The sequence below is a fragment of the Acidisoma cellulosilyticum genome (genome assembly GCF_020621385.1).
Taxonomy (GTDB): Bacteria; Pseudomonadota; Alphaproteobacteria; order Acetobacterales; family Acetobacteraceae; genus Acidisoma; species Acidisoma cellulosilyticum.
Genome location: NZ_JAESVA010000001.1, coordinates 865,472 through 880,470 on the forward strand (window position 1 = coordinate 865,472; position 14,999 = coordinate 880,470).

At 62.5% G+C, this 14,999-nt stretch carries 15 protein-coding genes; 4 read left to right on the forward strand and 11 right to left on the reverse strand.

From position 1 onward, the window contains the following. Positions 1-176: 176 nt before the first annotated feature. Positions 177-2,975, forward strand: a complete 2,799-nt coding sequence (locus ACELLULO517_RS04060) for a glycosyltransferase (RefSeq protein ID WP_227305981.1) — start codon at positions 177-179, stop codon at positions 2,973-2,975. A 7-nt stretch (positions 2,976-2,982) separates the two neighbouring features. Then, positions 2,983-4,653: a glycosyltransferase family protein gene (locus ACELLULO517_RS04065; protein ID WP_227305982.1), complete on the forward strand. Its 1,671-nt coding sequence runs from the start codon at positions 2,983-2,985 to the stop codon at positions 4,651-4,653. A 62-nt stretch (positions 4,654-4,715) separates the two neighbouring features. Here ACELLULO517_RS04065 and ACELLULO517_RS04070 read toward each other — a convergent pair whose 3' ends face one another. From ACELLULO517_RS04070 to ACELLULO517_RS04085, 4 genes are all read right to left on the reverse strand, one after another. Continuing rightward, entirely contained in the window at positions 4,716-5,669 is a 954-nt protein-coding gene (locus ACELLULO517_RS04070) for a protein-methionine-sulfoxide reductase heme-binding subunit MsrQ (RefSeq protein ID WP_227305983.1), read from the reverse strand. After that, the gene (locus ACELLULO517_RS04075; RefSeq protein ID WP_227305984.1) at positions 5,666-6,331 is read right to left on the reverse strand and encodes a hypothetical protein; all 666 of its coding nucleotides are present in this window, start codon (positions 6,329-6,331) and stop codon (positions 5,666-5,668) included. The genes ACELLULO517_RS04070 and ACELLULO517_RS04075 overlap by 4 nt, the downstream gene beginning before the upstream one ends. Next, positions 6,328-6,993: a leucyl/phenylalanyl-tRNA--protein transferase gene (aat, locus tag ACELLULO517_RS04080; protein WP_227306075.1), complete on the reverse strand. Its 666-nt coding sequence runs from the start codon at positions 6,991-6,993 to the stop codon at positions 6,328-6,330. The genes ACELLULO517_RS04075 and aat overlap by 4 nt, the downstream gene beginning before the upstream one ends. A gap of 91 nt (positions 6,994-7,084) precedes the next feature. Next, complete coding sequence (locus tag ACELLULO517_RS04085; protein WP_456304384.1) at positions 7,085-7,678, reverse strand: S24 family peptidase; 594 nt, start codon at positions 7,676-7,678, stop codon at positions 7,085-7,087. A gap of 264 nt (positions 7,679-7,942) precedes the next feature. Between ACELLULO517_RS04085 and ACELLULO517_RS04090 the strand changes: the two genes are divergently transcribed. Together ACELLULO517_RS04090 and ACELLULO517_RS04095 are read left to right on the forward strand one after the other, a co-directional pair. Continuing rightward, complete coding sequence (locus tag ACELLULO517_RS04090) at positions 7,943-8,443, forward strand: hypothetical protein (protein WP_227305986.1); 501 nt, start codon at positions 7,943-7,945, stop codon at positions 8,441-8,443. Positions 8,444-8,477: 34 nt separating this feature from the next. Further along, entirely contained in the window at positions 8,478-8,714 is a 237-nt protein-coding gene (locus ACELLULO517_RS04095) for a hypothetical protein (RefSeq protein ID WP_227305987.1), read from the forward strand. Positions 8,715-8,752: 38 nt separating this feature from the next. Here ACELLULO517_RS04095 and ACELLULO517_RS04100 read toward each other — a convergent pair whose 3' ends face one another. From ACELLULO517_RS04100 to sdhC, 7 genes are all read right to left on the reverse strand, one after another. Continuing rightward, positions 8,753-9,001, reverse strand: coding sequence for a hypothetical protein (locus ACELLULO517_RS04100; protein WP_227305988.1), 249 nt, complete (start codon positions 8,999-9,001; stop codon positions 8,753-8,755). 126 nt (positions 9,002-9,127) lie between these two features. Continuing rightward, positions 9,128-10,057, reverse strand: coding sequence for a cation diffusion facilitator family transporter (locus ACELLULO517_RS04105; RefSeq protein WP_264481298.1), 930 nt, complete (start codon positions 10,055-10,057; stop codon positions 9,128-9,130). A gap of 60 nt (positions 10,058-10,117) precedes the next feature. Beyond that, positions 10,118-10,780: a tyrosine-protein phosphatase gene (locus ACELLULO517_RS04110; RefSeq protein ID WP_227305989.1), complete on the reverse strand. Its 663-nt coding sequence runs from the start codon at positions 10,778-10,780 to the stop codon at positions 10,118-10,120. Between the two features lie 32 nt (positions 10,781-10,812). Then, positions 10,813-11,595: a succinate dehydrogenase iron-sulfur subunit gene (locus ACELLULO517_RS04115; RefSeq protein ID WP_227305990.1), complete on the reverse strand. Its 783-nt coding sequence runs from the start codon at positions 11,593-11,595 to the stop codon at positions 10,813-10,815. A 21-nt stretch (positions 11,596-11,616) separates the two neighbouring features. Continuing rightward, positions 11,617-13,428: a succinate dehydrogenase flavoprotein subunit gene (gene sdhA / locus ACELLULO517_RS04120; protein ID WP_227305991.1), complete on the reverse strand. Its 1,812-nt coding sequence runs from the start codon at positions 13,426-13,428 to the stop codon at positions 11,617-11,619. 13 nt (positions 13,429-13,441) lie between these two features. Then, on the reverse strand, positions 13,442-13,843 hold the full coding sequence (gene sdhD / locus ACELLULO517_RS04125; protein ID WP_227305992.1) for a succinate dehydrogenase, hydrophobic membrane anchor protein: 402 nt from the start codon (positions 13,841-13,843) through the stop codon (positions 13,442-13,444). A gap of 12 nt (positions 13,844-13,855) precedes the next feature. Further along, positions 13,856-14,290 (reverse strand): succinate dehydrogenase, cytochrome b556 subunit, encoded by a 435-nt coding sequence (gene sdhC, locus ACELLULO517_RS04130; RefSeq protein WP_227305993.1) that lies wholly within the window; start codon positions 14,288-14,290, stop codon positions 13,856-13,858. Positions 14,291-14,999: the final 709 nt, after the last annotated feature.

A 14,999-nucleotide genomic window follows, 5' to 3' on the forward strand; every position in this document is an offset into this window, starting at 1 on the left:
ATTTTTTTATCAAAACAAATCCCGATGTGTCGTTTTTATCTTTTCGTTTAGATAACATTTATATATGCATTTATAGGCAGAAAGACAACGCCTCGCGGCTGTTCGTTATCGCTTCTGGTCCGCCGATTTAGACTGATCGCAAACTCAGCCATTGTTTGAAATGCATAGACATGCAGATGCACAGCCCTGCAGAAATCTCGAAAATACACTACTGGCTTCAAGGCCGGCCCAAGCAGAATTTCGGTGATTTCCTGACGGAATTTTTCCTGAATTCCCTTTTTCTGCCGACGCCCGGCGAGGCGAGAGGAATCCACCTCATCGGCAGCGTTATGGACGACATGTTCGTCGCTGCCGACACGGAAGCGGATCATCCCGTCGTCTTCTGGGGTTGCGGCTTACGCACGCCGGAAGGATTATCGCCGGAGCGCAAGGCCCAGGCCAATATTCTGGCGGTTCGCGGTCCCCTGAGCCGGTCGCAATTGCGCCTTGGCGCCCTTGTCCCCTTTGGCGACCCCGGATTTCTGGTCGCGGCTCTATACGACCCCAGAGCGGCATCGGCCTTCGCGGGACGCAGCCTCTGCATTCCGCATTTCCAGGACCAGCGGCCCGATTCCGAACTGATCGCCCTGACCGGCTGCGACCTTGTTCTGCGGCCGAATATCGACCCCCGTATCGAGGCTATTCACCAGTTCATCGATGCCGTCGCCGCAGCCGATTTCGTTCTCACCGCCTCGCTCCATGGCGCGGTGATCGCTGCCGCCTATCGCAAGCCCTTCGCCTTCTGGGATTCCGGCGCCATCGACCTTCCCTTCAAGTGGGAGGATCTGGCTGCCTCCATGGGGTTTGACTGCGCCTTCCAGCCCGATCTGGATAGCGCGCGGTCGTGGTATAGCCGTGTCGAAGATCAGATCCAGCTTCCCGAAGCCTGGCGGCTTCTGATCAACCCGCCTCTGCTGATCCGGCCGGAGGCTCTGCTGCGAATCACCCGCCATTACATAGCGGGTTCGGACCGTCATAATTGCTCTATGGAGACCTTCGTCACAGCCTTCCAGGGGCATCACGCTAGTTCAGCCCGCTTTGCCAAGCGCATGTATCAGTACATAAAAGATGCAGATGAGATCTATCTCGACCGAAACCAACTTGCCGCGCGTCATGAGGTTCAACAGGGCATCCATACGGCGCTGCAGAGTGATCGCGACAATCTGCAGAACGCGTATGATCATCTGCGGGCAGATCATGAAACCCTCGGCAGACTCCACGCGGCTCTGAAAAACAACCACGCCGAGACTGAAATCCGCGTTGCCGCGCTTGCGAACCAGCACGACAGCGACGTCGAACTCACGACGAGACAGCAAATCCAGATCGCCGAAATCTCAAAATGCGCGGAAAGCCTCAAGCAAGATACTATCAAAGCCCGCATGCAACTGTCCCGACTCGCGGCCTCGAAGTCAGCGCAGGATGACGAACTTGCCGCTCTGAAACAGGATCACCACGACAAGCTCAACCAGTTGCAAGCGCTCTCACGGCATAGTCAAGACCAGGATCAACAACTGGCAGCCAAATCCCACGCGCTGGCCGCCGTCTATGCCAGCACAAGCTGGCGCGCGACGCATCGGCTAAGGCGTTTTGCTTCGTGCTATCCCGCATCGGCGCGGACGCTGCGTCGCGCGGCCAAGCTGGCCTGGTGGACGGCGACTTGGCAACTCGGCCGAAGACTGAAGCTGCGCGCTGCCATTATCGCCGAAGCGCGATCCACGAGCATCACAATGACGGCGGCCATTCCCACAACCGTATGTCATCCGCACCGGCCGGCACCATTGCCGTTCCACTTCAACAACCCGGACGCGCCCAAGGTGCTGTTCCTGGACAGTCGCTATCCGCGCACCGACCGCGATTCCGGATCGCTGGACACATTCAATACGATCCGGCTCCTGCAATCCTTCGGCTATGACATCCTCTTCATCGCGACAGCCGAATATCATGAGATCAACGCCTATGGCGCCGAACTGCAGAAGCATGATGTGACCATTATCACGTCCGGCCAGTTCGATAGTATCCAGACCTTCCTGAAGCAGCACGGGCCGGAAATCACCCTCGGCATATTGTCCCGCGTGGATTGCGGCGGGCAATTCATCGATGACATGCGCCGCCTGGCCCCGCAGGCGCGTGTCATTTTCAATACCGTCGACCTGCACCATGTCCGGCAGGAACGCGAAGCCGCTCTCACGAACGACCGCCAATTGCTCAACGAGGCGCGGCGTATGGAGGAGCGTGAGCGCTATCTGATCAGCATGGCCGACGTCACCTTCGTTGTCTCCTCCTCCGACCAAAACCGCTCACGCACATTGGCACCCGGCGCCGATGTCGCATTGATGCCGATCCTGCGCATCATTCCGGGCCGACATGTCGGATTTTCCGAACGCCGGGGCATCGGCTTCGTCGGCGGCTTCCAGCACAAACCCAATCTGGATGCCGTCAGCTACTTCCTTGAACAGATCTGGCCGAAAGTCCGCGCGCTTCTGCCCGATGCGCAATTCCACGTCATCGGCGCGGACATGCCGCAATCCATGCGTGATCTCGAAATCCCGGGCGTCGAGATGGTGGGCTTCGTGCCGGAACTCGATCCCTGGCTGGATAGGCTGAGACTGACAGTGGCGCCATTGCGCTACGGCGCCGGCGCCAAGGGCAAGGTCGTGTCGAGCTTCTCCTTCGGGGTTCCCTGCGTGATGTCCACCATCGCCGCCGAGGGCATGGGCATCGACGGGGAAGCGGTGGCGCTGCTGGCCGACGACCCCGATCAGTTCGCGCGCATGGTCGCCAGGCTTTATCAGGACCCGGCCAAATGGCTGGTTCTGTCGGATGCCTGCTTGAGCCTGGTGCAAAGCCAAAACTCGCTGGACCGAGGACGCGCGGTTCTGCGCGCGGTTTTGGAGAAGCTAAACCTGCCCGTCGGCAAAACGCTGCTTGAAGCTTGAGGCGATCATGACCGCGCTGCCGCTCCTCGCCACCGCACAGACACCAGCCGCGCCGATGATCGTCTTCACCATCTGTTCCCGCAATTTCCTGGGCTATGCTCAGGCGCTATGGCAGTCGCTGACCGCGCATCACCACAATGTCGTGTTTCATGTCGGTCTCTGCGATGACGCCAGCACCTTCGATATTCTGACGCATCCCTTCGAGATCATCCAGATTTCGGAACTGGGCATCCAGACATGGGATAGGATGCTGGCCCGATACAACATCACGGAGCTCAACACGGCGCTGAAGCCTTTCCTGTTTCTGCTGCTGTTCGACCGCTACCCGGGGCAGCCGATTGTCTATCTCGACCCGGATATCCTGGTTTTCAGCCCTTTGACTGAAATCTTCGCGCTGCTCGACGATGGCGCCAATTGCGTCCTCACGCCCCATGTCACCGGCCCATCCGAATTCGCGGAGATGAACGACCAGCAGTTTCTGCGCTACGGGGCCTATAATCTGGGTTTCTGCGTCCTGCGAGGCGTGCCGGAGGTCCGGCGCGTCGTATCCTGGTGGGGACGCCGGCTTGAGACGCAATGCGTCATAGACCTGGAACAAGGGCTGTTCGTCGATCAGAAATGGGCGGATCTCTTTCCGGCCTATATCGACCGGACGGCGATCCTGCGACATCCCGGGTACAATGTCGCCTATTGGAATCTCGCCCAGCGCATCGTGCGGGTCGATTCCGCGGGTCATTGGTCGGTCAATGGCGAGCCGCTGCGCTTCTTTCATTTCAGCGGCAATAAGATCGAAGACCGGCAACACTTTTCCCGCCACAGCGAGGTTTTCTCGGTCGAGACGATCGGCGATGTCCGCAAGCTGCTCGACATCTACCGTGACGCGGTGAACGGCAACGGCCATCCCTATTACCTTGGCATTCCCTATGCCTTCGCCTGGAGCCAGGGTGACGGAAAGCACGTCCATGCGCCGTCGAGTATCGAGGCCGAGCGGCTGGCCAACGCTTCGCGGATTCCGTTTCTGCCTGTCGACGCGACACCACCCGGCACCGAGATGACAGAGCGCGTCACAAGCGCCCGCCACCAGGCCCAGCGTCAGGCGGTAGACCGCCTTGTCCGCCGCAGCCTCGCGAGCGGACAAGCCGTCGATGGGTTCTGCGTCATCTGCAATGCGCCCTCGCAATTCGCGATGCCACAGACGACAGGGACCAGCGCGCCCGCATTCGCTTGGGGTCCCAGCCTGGCCTGCCAGATTTGCGAACAGCCCAGCTACGTTCGTGCCGCTGCCAAGCTATTGGCTCAGCGCGGCAAAGACGATGGCCTTCGGCGCGTCACGACCAATCATCCTGGCCTGCTTCTCTGCGACGGGCTGCAGACAGATTTCGACATGAGCACCTTGGCGCATAGCGACCGGCAAAATCCTGACCCGCAACAGGCCGATATCGTCACGCTCTGCCTGGACACAATCGGCGCCGATGCCGATGCGCCGCTATCCGCCGCCTATGCGGCGCTGCGTCATGGTGGTGCGCTTCTGCTAACGACCGGCGTAAATCTGCCGGATATCGAAACCCGATTGGAATCGGCGGGGTTTTCTGCCCTCCGCCGCCTCGCCTATTGGTCCGAATCCCTAGCGCATTTCGGTGACGCGCCAGGAGCCATGACAGCCGTCAGGCGCGACTAGAGCGTTTCCTGTTCGCTTACGCTAACAGGCGCCGCTCTAGTTTATTGTTTTTGCGAGCATCTTTACCCGGCAGATGATTCCATCTGACCGGGATCTGCTCTAGGCTTCCGAGACCGAACCGGCATGCGGCGCCACATGAGCGCGGCCGCGACAACGGCGAGCCCGTCCAGCGTCACCCAGAAAGACGGGCGCGGACCCAGCCGCCCGAAATGCCAATTCGCCATCAGCACGCGGCCGGGCGGCACGAAGGTCGCGATGGCATACCAGGCATATTCGACAGCGATGGTGCCGGTGCCTGCGGCGAGCGCGAGCAGAACAAGGCTGGCCAGCTGCTTTTCGACAGAGGTCGGCAATCCCCGCCACAGCATCAGCCAAAGAAACAGGCCCGTCGGCAGCACCGCCAGCGTCACATCGATCTTCTGGGTCAGAAAGAAATGCCAGAGCGAGAGAATGGCGATCGGATAGATCAGCCGGTGCAGCCATTTCCAACGCCGGCCGAGCTTGCGGATGGCGGGATCGGTCGAGGTGACGGAGAGCGCCACGAAGCCCAGGACCGCGATGAAGCCGATCGTCAGATAGAAGCGGTGGATGATCTCGCCAATCACGAAAGGCACATTGATGCCCTCCATCAGCACATAAAAGACGAGATGCGCGACGGTATAGGCAGCCGCCGCCAGACCCAGCATCCGCCGCACCTGAATGAGCTTGGGGAGACCGAAGATCGACCGCGCCGGCGTCACGGCGAGAGAGAGCAGCAGAAACCAGACCGCCCAGACGCCGGTCATCAGCATGGCCTGATTGAGCGGCCGGCTGGTAAACAGACCGACGCACCATTGCCCGGTCATATAGATCGCGGGCAGCAGGCAGCCGACCAGCACCAACGTCTTGAAGGGCGAAAAACGCCCGGCACGGTCGTGCCAGGGGGCCGTGAACCAGCGATCGCTCGGGCCACGCCGACCCGGTACCGGTATGGCACGCGGCAATGGCATGGCGGACGGCTGGTCCTTGGCGGTCATTGGATAGGAATTCCTGAAAGGCCGGGGATCATGGAGGCAAGCAGGCTCGGCGGCAGATCGACTTCCTGCAGGCCAGGCGGAATCGCGAAGGCATCCGGCGGGACGGGATCGTAATTGACGGAGATCGCGGTCAGCCGTCCGGATTGAATCTGCCCTTGATCGTCCGGCTTGTTTCCCTGGCCTGACCCCGCCAGCAGAATGCCGTCACGCGTGATGCAGGCCTCGCCCTGCCCGCCCGGTCCTTCGACCGACCAATCCATGCAGCCATGGCCCGCGACCTGACGTTGCCCACGCGGCTGGAAGCGCAGATTGGAGCCGGGCCCCAGATCGCGATGCAGAAATCCATTGGAGGAGACAGCGAAGACAAGATGTTTGCCGGGCGAGACCAGCATGATGCGCTCATGCCCGCGGTCGAGCAGCAGATAGTCGCCACCCTGGCCTTCCTGCAGGCGCATCATCTGCAATTCCGGACTGACAAAAGCCTGGACCTGCATCGGCCCGGTCTGCGTGCTGTTCAGCTGATAAGTGACGGTCGCCGGGCGCCGAGGCTGGATGCTCGGGAAATCCTGTGCCTTGGCCTGGGGCGAAACGGCACCAAGCGCCAGGGCAATGGCGGGTGCTGCAAACCAGCGGGCAAGCGTTTCTTTGGTCGATAGGGTCATGAAAAATCCTTGCCTAAGGCTTCGATGGCATTGCGCAGAACGTTACCTTCCGGATGCAGCGGCCAGGTGACCGGCAGATCGACCGCCGCCGCCAGCTGCGCACGATAGAGATCGCGCGGCACCTCCTCCGTGCCGAATTGTGACAGGTGCTGCGTCACGAACTGGGTGTCGAGCAGCGTGAAACCAGCGAGGCGCAGCCGCGCCACGAGATGCACCAGCGCCACCTTGGACGCATCCCTTGCGCGCGAAAACATGCTCTCGCCGAAGAAGGCCCCGCCGATCGCGAGCCCATAAAGCCCGCCGACCAGCGTCTCCCCCTCCCAGCATTCGACGCTATGGGCATGCCCCTGCAGATGCAGGGCCGTGAACAGACGCTCGATCACGGGGTTGATCCAGGTCTCCGGCCGATCCTGTGTCGCCTCCGCACAGGCCGTGATGACAGCGGTGAAATCCTGATCGGTCGTGACGCGATAGTGATCGGCGAGCACGGTACGGCGCAGCCGCCGGGGCAGATGGAACCGGTCGAGCGGCAGCACGCCGCGCATTTCGGGATCGAGCCAATAGAGGCGAAAATTGCCCCGCGTCTCGGCCATCGGAAAAAGCCCGGCGCGATAGGCGCGCAGAAGAAGGTCGGGCGTGAGATCCATGTGCTGGCGCTGCATGCGTCGCATGTGGGATCACTCCGGCCGGGGTAAATCGTCTGGCGCAGCTTTCAGCATTCTTGTGACCGGTCCGATCCCGCAGGTTCCGCAATCATTGGCTGGCCCAGACGACGCGATGCATCCAAGCGATGGCCTCCGTCTCCAGTCTTGTATCGGCCCGCGCCGGGTTAAGCGACCTTGCATCGACCGTCCGCGGTGACCGGCGAACGATCTGGCGCACCATAACGCGACCCTTACGATCCCTTAGCACGACCCGATCGCCGCGGCGGATCGGCGCCAAGGGCGAGATGATCAGAAAATCACCGTCGCGATAGACGGGTTCCAGCGTATCGCCGCTGACCTCCAGCGCATAGGCATGCGGATCGGAGACATCGGGCAGGGCCGTTTCATCCCAATCCTTGCCGGACGGGTTGCCGGCTTCGTCGAAAAAGCCGGGCAGCGCGGCCTGGCTTATGGAAATCATCGGCAGCCTGCGGATCGTCGCGCGCCCGACACCGGTCGGCAAAGCGCGCGCGCCTGAGACGAGGCTCGCGAATTCCTCCAAGGTCGCGTCTGTCGCGCCCAGAACTTTCGATACGCTCTCGGTACTGGGCCAGCGGGCACGACCGTCGGCGGTTGCCCGTTTCGATTGGTTGAAGGTTGTGGGATCCAACCCTGCGCGGCGGGCGAGGCCGGATGCCGTCAATCCTCGCTCCGCCGCCAGAGTGTCAATCGCGCGCCAAATATCTTCGTGCCGCATCGGGGTTCCATCGGTTTTGACGTTCGGGGGACGAGTCGCCGTCTTGAGATAAGAATATTTACCTATTTTTTGGTTGCAAATCTCCCTCTAAAGTCCTAATCATTATTATATCGAAACAGAAAATCCTGTCTGTTTCGTGGGATCGGCTGGTCCTGACTTAGCCCCCGAAGGCGGCTGCCCCCTTCGTGACCCCCAGAAGCGGATAATCTCATGATGCATAACGAGCCATCGACCCCGCCATTGCGGGATCGCCGACCTGCGCCTCAGCCGACCTTAGCCCGCCCCGCCGCTGCCCTGGTCCAATCGCCCCGCGCCGACGACCTCAGCCCTGCCCGCGCGCTCGGCGGACCGCAGCGCCTTGGCCAGCCCTTTCGGGATGCCGAAGCCTGCATTTTCTGGACCATCAGGGCATTGGCGGCAGAGGTCGCCCCGTCACCAGCGGCGGCGAACCGCCGCGCAATCCGCCGCCGCCCGGTGGCGTCGATCTGCACGCCGGCCGAGGTCGTCAAATGTCTGGATAAGCTGTACCGGCGCCGCCGCATCGACCTGCACCATGTCCGCATCCTGCGGATCTGGGGCCATCGCGGGCGGGCGCCGAACCCCGAACTGGGCAAGGAGCGCGGGGATTGGCGGGTCTGGCGGGAAGCGCTGGAGCGGCTAGACTGGCCGCTGCGGTCTCTAGGTATAATTTCCTGTCATTTTGATGATTGAGGATAACATTCCTGTAGCCTGGGAGCGACCCAATATGTCTTTCGCCTTCCGCAATCTTTGCGTGCTGGCCTATGCGAATGGATTCACACTCTGGCACTACAAGGCAGGGCCCGACCCGCTGGAAGATGTCGCGGGCCAGGGCTTCTTTGCCGATGCGAGCGACATGCTGTCGCAGGGCGATATGATCATGATCTCGGCGCGCAATGGCGGCCGCATCGCGGGGGTCGAAACCCGCCAGGGCCAGCCGGCACTGACCGATCTGCAATTGTGACCGGCCAGCCGCCTAAAGCGGCTCGCCGGTCGATGACCCTATTGGTAATAGGGCCTCGGCCGCTGGGGCGTCGTCGCCGCACCGCCGGCCGCCCCCACCGCGCCGCCGATCAGCGCGCCAAGCCCGGCGCCTTGGCCGCCGCCGGCAATGCCGCCGATAACGGCACCGGTGCCGGCACCGATGGCCGCGCCACCCAGCGCGCGCTGGCCAGGACTATAGGGGTCAGTGCAGGCGGCGAGCAGGGTCAGGCCGCTCAGCACCGCCAAAGCCACCAATTGCTTACGCATGATCATCGTCTCCTTGTCTATGGAGACAGGTCTGGACCGCCACCGGGGCAGGATCTTTGCGGCTTCATGGTGACGGCATGGCGGAAAGCCGCCAATTATGGCGGCCGGCGGCAAAAGAGGCCCTAATCAGAGGACGATCACGCCAGTGTGTTTGGCCTTCTGCTCCGGCTCGACATGGATGGTCACCACCAGCCCCTCCATCTCCGCCTTCAGCGCGGCCTCGATGCGGTCGCAGATCTCATGCGCTTCTTCCACCGTCATGCTGCCCGGCACGACCAGATGGAACTGCAGGAAGGTCAGGCGCCCGGCCTGGCGCGTCCGCAAGTCATGCGCTTCCAGCGCGCCTTCGGCATGGGCGCCGACCGTGCGTCGGATCCGCAGCAGCGTCTCGTCATCGGGCGCGGCATCCATCAGCCCGCTCAGCGACTGCCGCAGCATCTGGATGCCGGCCCACAGGATATAGAGCGCGGTCGCCACCGCGAGCGCGGAATCGAGCCAAAGGACGCCGGTTGCCACCACCAGCAGGAGGCCGATCAGGATACCGGTCGAGGTAATGACATCGGTGCCGAGATGCTTGGCATCCGCGATCAGCGCGGGGGAGCGGATGCGCCGCCCCTGCTTCATCAGGAAATAGGCCCAAACCCCGTTCAGGACGGTCGCGACAAGATTGACGGCCATGCCCGTGAAGGGCGCGCGCAACTCATCACCCACCTTCAGGTTGAGCCAGACGTGATGCAGGATGGAGGCGGCGGCGACCAGGATAAGCACCGCTTCGACCACGGCGGAGAAGAACTCCGCCTTGTCATGCCCGTAAGGATGATCGTGATCGGCCGGTTGTGCGGCGACACGCAAGGTCCAGAACGCGACCACGGCCGTCACCACATTGACGACGGTCTCCAGCGCATCGGAATAGAGCGCGGCGCTACCCGTGACCCACCAGGCGGCGCCCTTCAGCGCCAGCACGATGAGGCCGACGACGATGCTGCCGGCAGCCAGCCTGAGGGCAGGCCGGGGGATGCCGGGGGCAAGATCGGGGAGAGGATATTCGTCGATCAATTGGCAGGTCCTGTCGCCGGGTTGCGGCAGAAGCTGCCCCTGTGACAGCCCGTTCGGGGTTTATTCGCGCCGCAGCAAGCGATCAACCACGAAGGCGGACAACCCTCCTGCGACGAAGTCCTTCTTCAAGGCAACTTCATCATATTCGGTCTTCACCCAGTCCAGGAACGAAATACGCCCCTCGGCCTGATCCGCGTAGCGCATGAAGAAAGCGTCCAGAATGCCGGTGCGCGCCCGGCTCCAATGGCCGAAGCGCCAGGAGAGCTGGTTGAGGGCGTCCCGGCTGCTGCCGCCGTTGAAGATCAGGAACAGACCGGCCGCAAGACCGGTACGGTCCGCGCCCGACTTGCAATGCATCAGCGCGGGCTCGGTCACCGTCTGGCAAATGTCATAAAAGCGCAGGATGCGGTCGCGATGCGGCGCGCCCCGGCTCTCGAACGCCATGTCGATATGCTTCAGGCCAAGCTGGGCCGAAGCCTCGCGGGACAGCGCATCCGACCCGCAGAAGCGCTTGCCACGCAGATTGATCACCGTCTTGATGCCAAGCTTGCGCTGCGCCGCCGCCAACCGCCAGGCGGTGGGATGGTTGCAACGATAGAGCCGCCCAGGCGTCACTTCGGACCAATTCGACCAGACCAGACGAAACACGGCATGGTCGACGAAGAGCGAATCAGACCAGGCGGCCAATCGGCCACCGGTCGTCGCCATATCACCCTTGAACATGATCGGGTCTTATCTGCTCTGCCGGTGTCCCGTCAGCCCTGGCGCTGCACCATCAGCTTCTTGATCTCACCGATTGCCTTGGCCGGGTTCAGACCCTTGGGGCAGGTTTCGGTGCAGTTCATGATGGTGTGGCAGCGATAGAGCTTGAAGGGATCTTCCAGCGCATCCAGCCGGTCGCCCGTATGCTCGTCGCGGCTGTCGGCGATCCAGCGATAGGCGGCCAGCAGCACGGCCGGCCCCAGGTAACGGTCGCCGTTCCACCAATAGCTCGGGCAGCTGGTGGTGCAGCAGAAGCACAGGATGCATTCCCACATACCGTCCAGCTTCGCGCGTTCTTCCACGCTCTGCAGGCGCTCGCCGTCCGGCGGCGGCGGGGTTTCGGACTGCAGCCAAGGCTCGATGCTGCGATATTGCGCATAGGCCTGGGTCAGATCCGGCACCAGATCCTTCACCACCGCCATATGCGGCAGCGGGTTGATCTTCACGGCACCCTTGACGGCCTCGATCGGCTTGAGGCAGGCCAGCGTATTGGTGCCGTCGATATTCATGGCGCAGGAGCCGCAGATGCCCTCGCGGCAGGACCGGCGGAAGGTCAGCGTGCTGTCGACCTCGTTCTTGATCTTGATCAGCGCGTCCAGAACCATCGGCCCGCAGGCGTCGAGGTCGATCTCATAGATATCGGTATGCGGGTTTTTCTCGTCATCCGGATTCCAGCGATAGATGCGGAATTCCTGAACCCGCTTGGCCCCCGCCGGCGCTTTATAGCGCTGGCCTTCGACCACTTTGCTGTTCTTGGGGAGGGTAAATTCTGCCATGTGCCAGACTCCGATCCGCGCTCAGTACACGCGCTTCTGGGGCGGGAAGACCGAGACTTCGTTCGTCAGGGTCTGCATTTTCACCGGACGATAGCCAAGCTGCACATCGCCCTTGGCATCGCACCAGGCGAGTGTGTGCTTCATCCAGTTCACGTCGTCGCGGTTCGGGAAATCGTCATGCGCCTGGGCGCCACGGCTTTCCGTGCGGGCTTCGGCGCCGACCATGGTGGTCATGGCGGCACCCATCAGGTTCTGCAGTTCCAGCGCTTCGACCAGATCAGAATTCCAGATCAGGCTGCGATCGGAGACCGACATATCGTCCAGCCCCTTCCAGACCGTCTGGATCTTCTCGACACCAAGGGTGAGGCTTTCCGAATTGCGGAAAACCGCCGCATGGGACTGCATGGACTTCTGCAGATCGGCCCGCAGATCGGCGACGCGCGTGCCGCCCTTCGCGTTGCGGGCAGCGTCGAACCGGTCAAGCGAGGCTTCGCCCGCGCCCGCCGGCAGCGGCGCTTGCGTGGCACCGGACTGCACCGTCTCTGCCGCACGATGGGCGGCGGCACGACCGAAGACCACCAGATCGAGCAGCGAATTGGTGCCGAGGCGGTTGGCGCCATGGACCGAGACGCTGGCGCATTCGCCGACCGCCATCAGGCCGCGCACGATGCGGTCCGGATCCTCCGGCGTCGGCGACAGCACTTCGCCATGATAATTCGTGGGGATACCGCCCATATTGTAATGGACGGTCGGCAGAACCGGGATCGGCTCCTTGGTCACATCGACGCCGGCGAAAACCTTCGCCGTCTCGGAAATGCCGGGCAGGCGCTGATGCAGCAACTCCCCGCCGAGATGCTCCAGATGCAGCATGATATGGTCCTTGTTGGGACCGACGCCGCGACCTTCGTTGATTTCAATGGTCATGGAACGGGAGACGACGTCACGGCTCGCCAGATCCTTGGCGGTCGGGGCGTAACGCTCCATGAAACGCTCACCGGAGGCATTGGTCAGATAGCCGCCCTCGCCGCGCGCGCCTTCGGTGATCAGGCAGCCGGCGCCGAAAATGCCCGTCGGATGGAACTGCACGAATTCCATGTCCTGCATCGGCAGGCCGGCGCGGATCACCATGCCGTTGCCGTCGCCGGTGCAGGTATGGGCGGAGGTGCAGCTTTGATAGGCGCGGCCGTAACCGCCCGTGGCCAGCACAACGGTCTGGGCGCGGAAGCGGTGGATTGATCCGTCATCCAGGTTCCAGGCCATCACGCCGCGGCAGGCGCCGTCCTCATCCATGATGAGGTCGAGGGCGAAGTATTCGACGAAGAATTCGACCTCATGCTTCAGGCTCTGCTGATACAGCGTATGCAGGATGGCGTGGCCGGTGCGGTCGGCGGCGGCGCAGGCGCGCATCGCGGGCCACTTGCCGTAATCCTGCATATGGCCGCCGAAGGGGCGCTGATAGATGCGGCCATCCTCGGTGCGGCTGAAGGGCACGCCGAAATGCTCAAGCTCATGGATCGCCGGAATGGCGTTGCGGCACATATATTCGATCGCGTCCTGGTCACCCAGCCAGTCCGACCCTTTGACGGTGTCGTACATATGCCAGCGCCAGTCATCCTCGCCCATATTGCCGAGCGCCGCGCCGATGCCGCCTTGGGCCGCCACCGTATGGCTGCGCGTCGGGAAGACCTTGGTCACGCAAGCGGTTTTCAAACCAGCGGCGCCCATGCCGAGCGTGGCGCGCAGCCCAGCGCCACCGGCGCCGACCACGACCACGTCATAGGTATGGTCGATGATATTATAGGCGCCGAGGGACGGCTTCGAGATCGCGTTCATCGTGACGCCCTCTTCAGATCGCGAGTTTCAGAACGGAGAGGACGGCGGCCAGACCCAGCAGCCAGACGATCGCCTTCATGACCATCATCCAGATCAGGCGCTGGCCTTCCTCATGGATGTAGTCTTCCATCACCATCTGCAATCCGAGCTGCGTATGGTGGAAGGAGGCGACGATCAGCGCGATCAGCAGCACGGCGACCAGCGGGTGCGAGACCCAGTGGACGATATCGGCCTGCGGATGCCCTGCCATCGACAGGACGGAGAACACGAACCACAGCGTCAGCGGGATCAGCGCGACCGAGGTCACCCGCTCCCCCCACCAGTGATGCACACCGGATTTGGCGGAGCCGAGACCCTTGACCCGTCCGAGCGGCGTCTGCCGCATCGTGACGGAGATTTTGTCATTCTGTGCCATGGGCATTGATCCTCAGAGCCAGACGGCCAGGCCGATGATCCAACAAATAACCGTCATCACCACCGTCGCCGCGACGACGATCATGGCGGTTTGGTGTGAGGTCTTGATCTCGAAACCCCAACCGATATCCCACAGCAGATGCCGGATGCCGTTGAAGAAGTGATACCAAAGCGCCAGCGTCCAGCCGAACATCAGGATCAGGCCGATGGGTGAGCCGACGAAACCCTGAGCGGTCGCGAAGGATTTCGGACCGCTGGCGGCGGCGACCAGCCACCAGACCATCAGGATCAGACCGACGGACAGCGCAATGCCGGTCACGCGGTTGATGATCGAGGTCGCAGAACTGACCTGCGGCTTATAGATCTGAAGATGGGGCGAAAGGGGCCGGCGGACCAGCGAACCGTCGCTGCGCTTGCCGATACTCAATGCATCACGCACATCTGGCATAAGCGGTTCCACTTAGCTTGTATGGCGACCCAAACCGCGTGCGCGGTCGCTTGGACGGTCCGCGATGACGGCGCCGGAGGCCGTTAATTATGAGACCTCTGTAATCTTGCTACAGCAGCGGGTCAACGCAGGTGCAGCATCAAGAATTGGGGGGCAGCTACCCCAAACTGTGCCATCCCCGCACGTGTTACGCGGATGGCGACAAATGTGACTTTTCAGTCGAGAACGCCCAGCGCCCTCTGCCCTCAATCGTCCTGCCCAATAGTCGCCATGCCCGCCCTTCACCTCAATCGTACTGCCCCCACGCGTCATGCCCGGCTTCATGCCGGGCAACTACCCGTGGCAGCGCCGAAACGCCGTCTGGGCGCCGCAGGGACCTGCGCAACAATCCCCCTAACTCGTCATGCCAGGCTTCATGCCGGGCAACTGCCCATGGTGGCACCGAAACGCCGTCTGGGCGCCGCAGGGACCCGCGCAACAATCCCCCCACCCGTCATGCCCGGCTTCATGCCGGGCAACTACCCATGGCTGCGCCGAAACGCTGTCTGGGCGCCGCAGGGACCCGCGCAACAATCCCCCACTCGTCATGCCCGGCTTCATGCCGGGCAACTACCCGCGGCAGCGCCGAAACGCCGTCTGGGGCGGCAAGGACCCGCGCAACAATCTCCCCCACTCGTCATGCCCGGCTTCATGCCGGGCAACTTCCCAT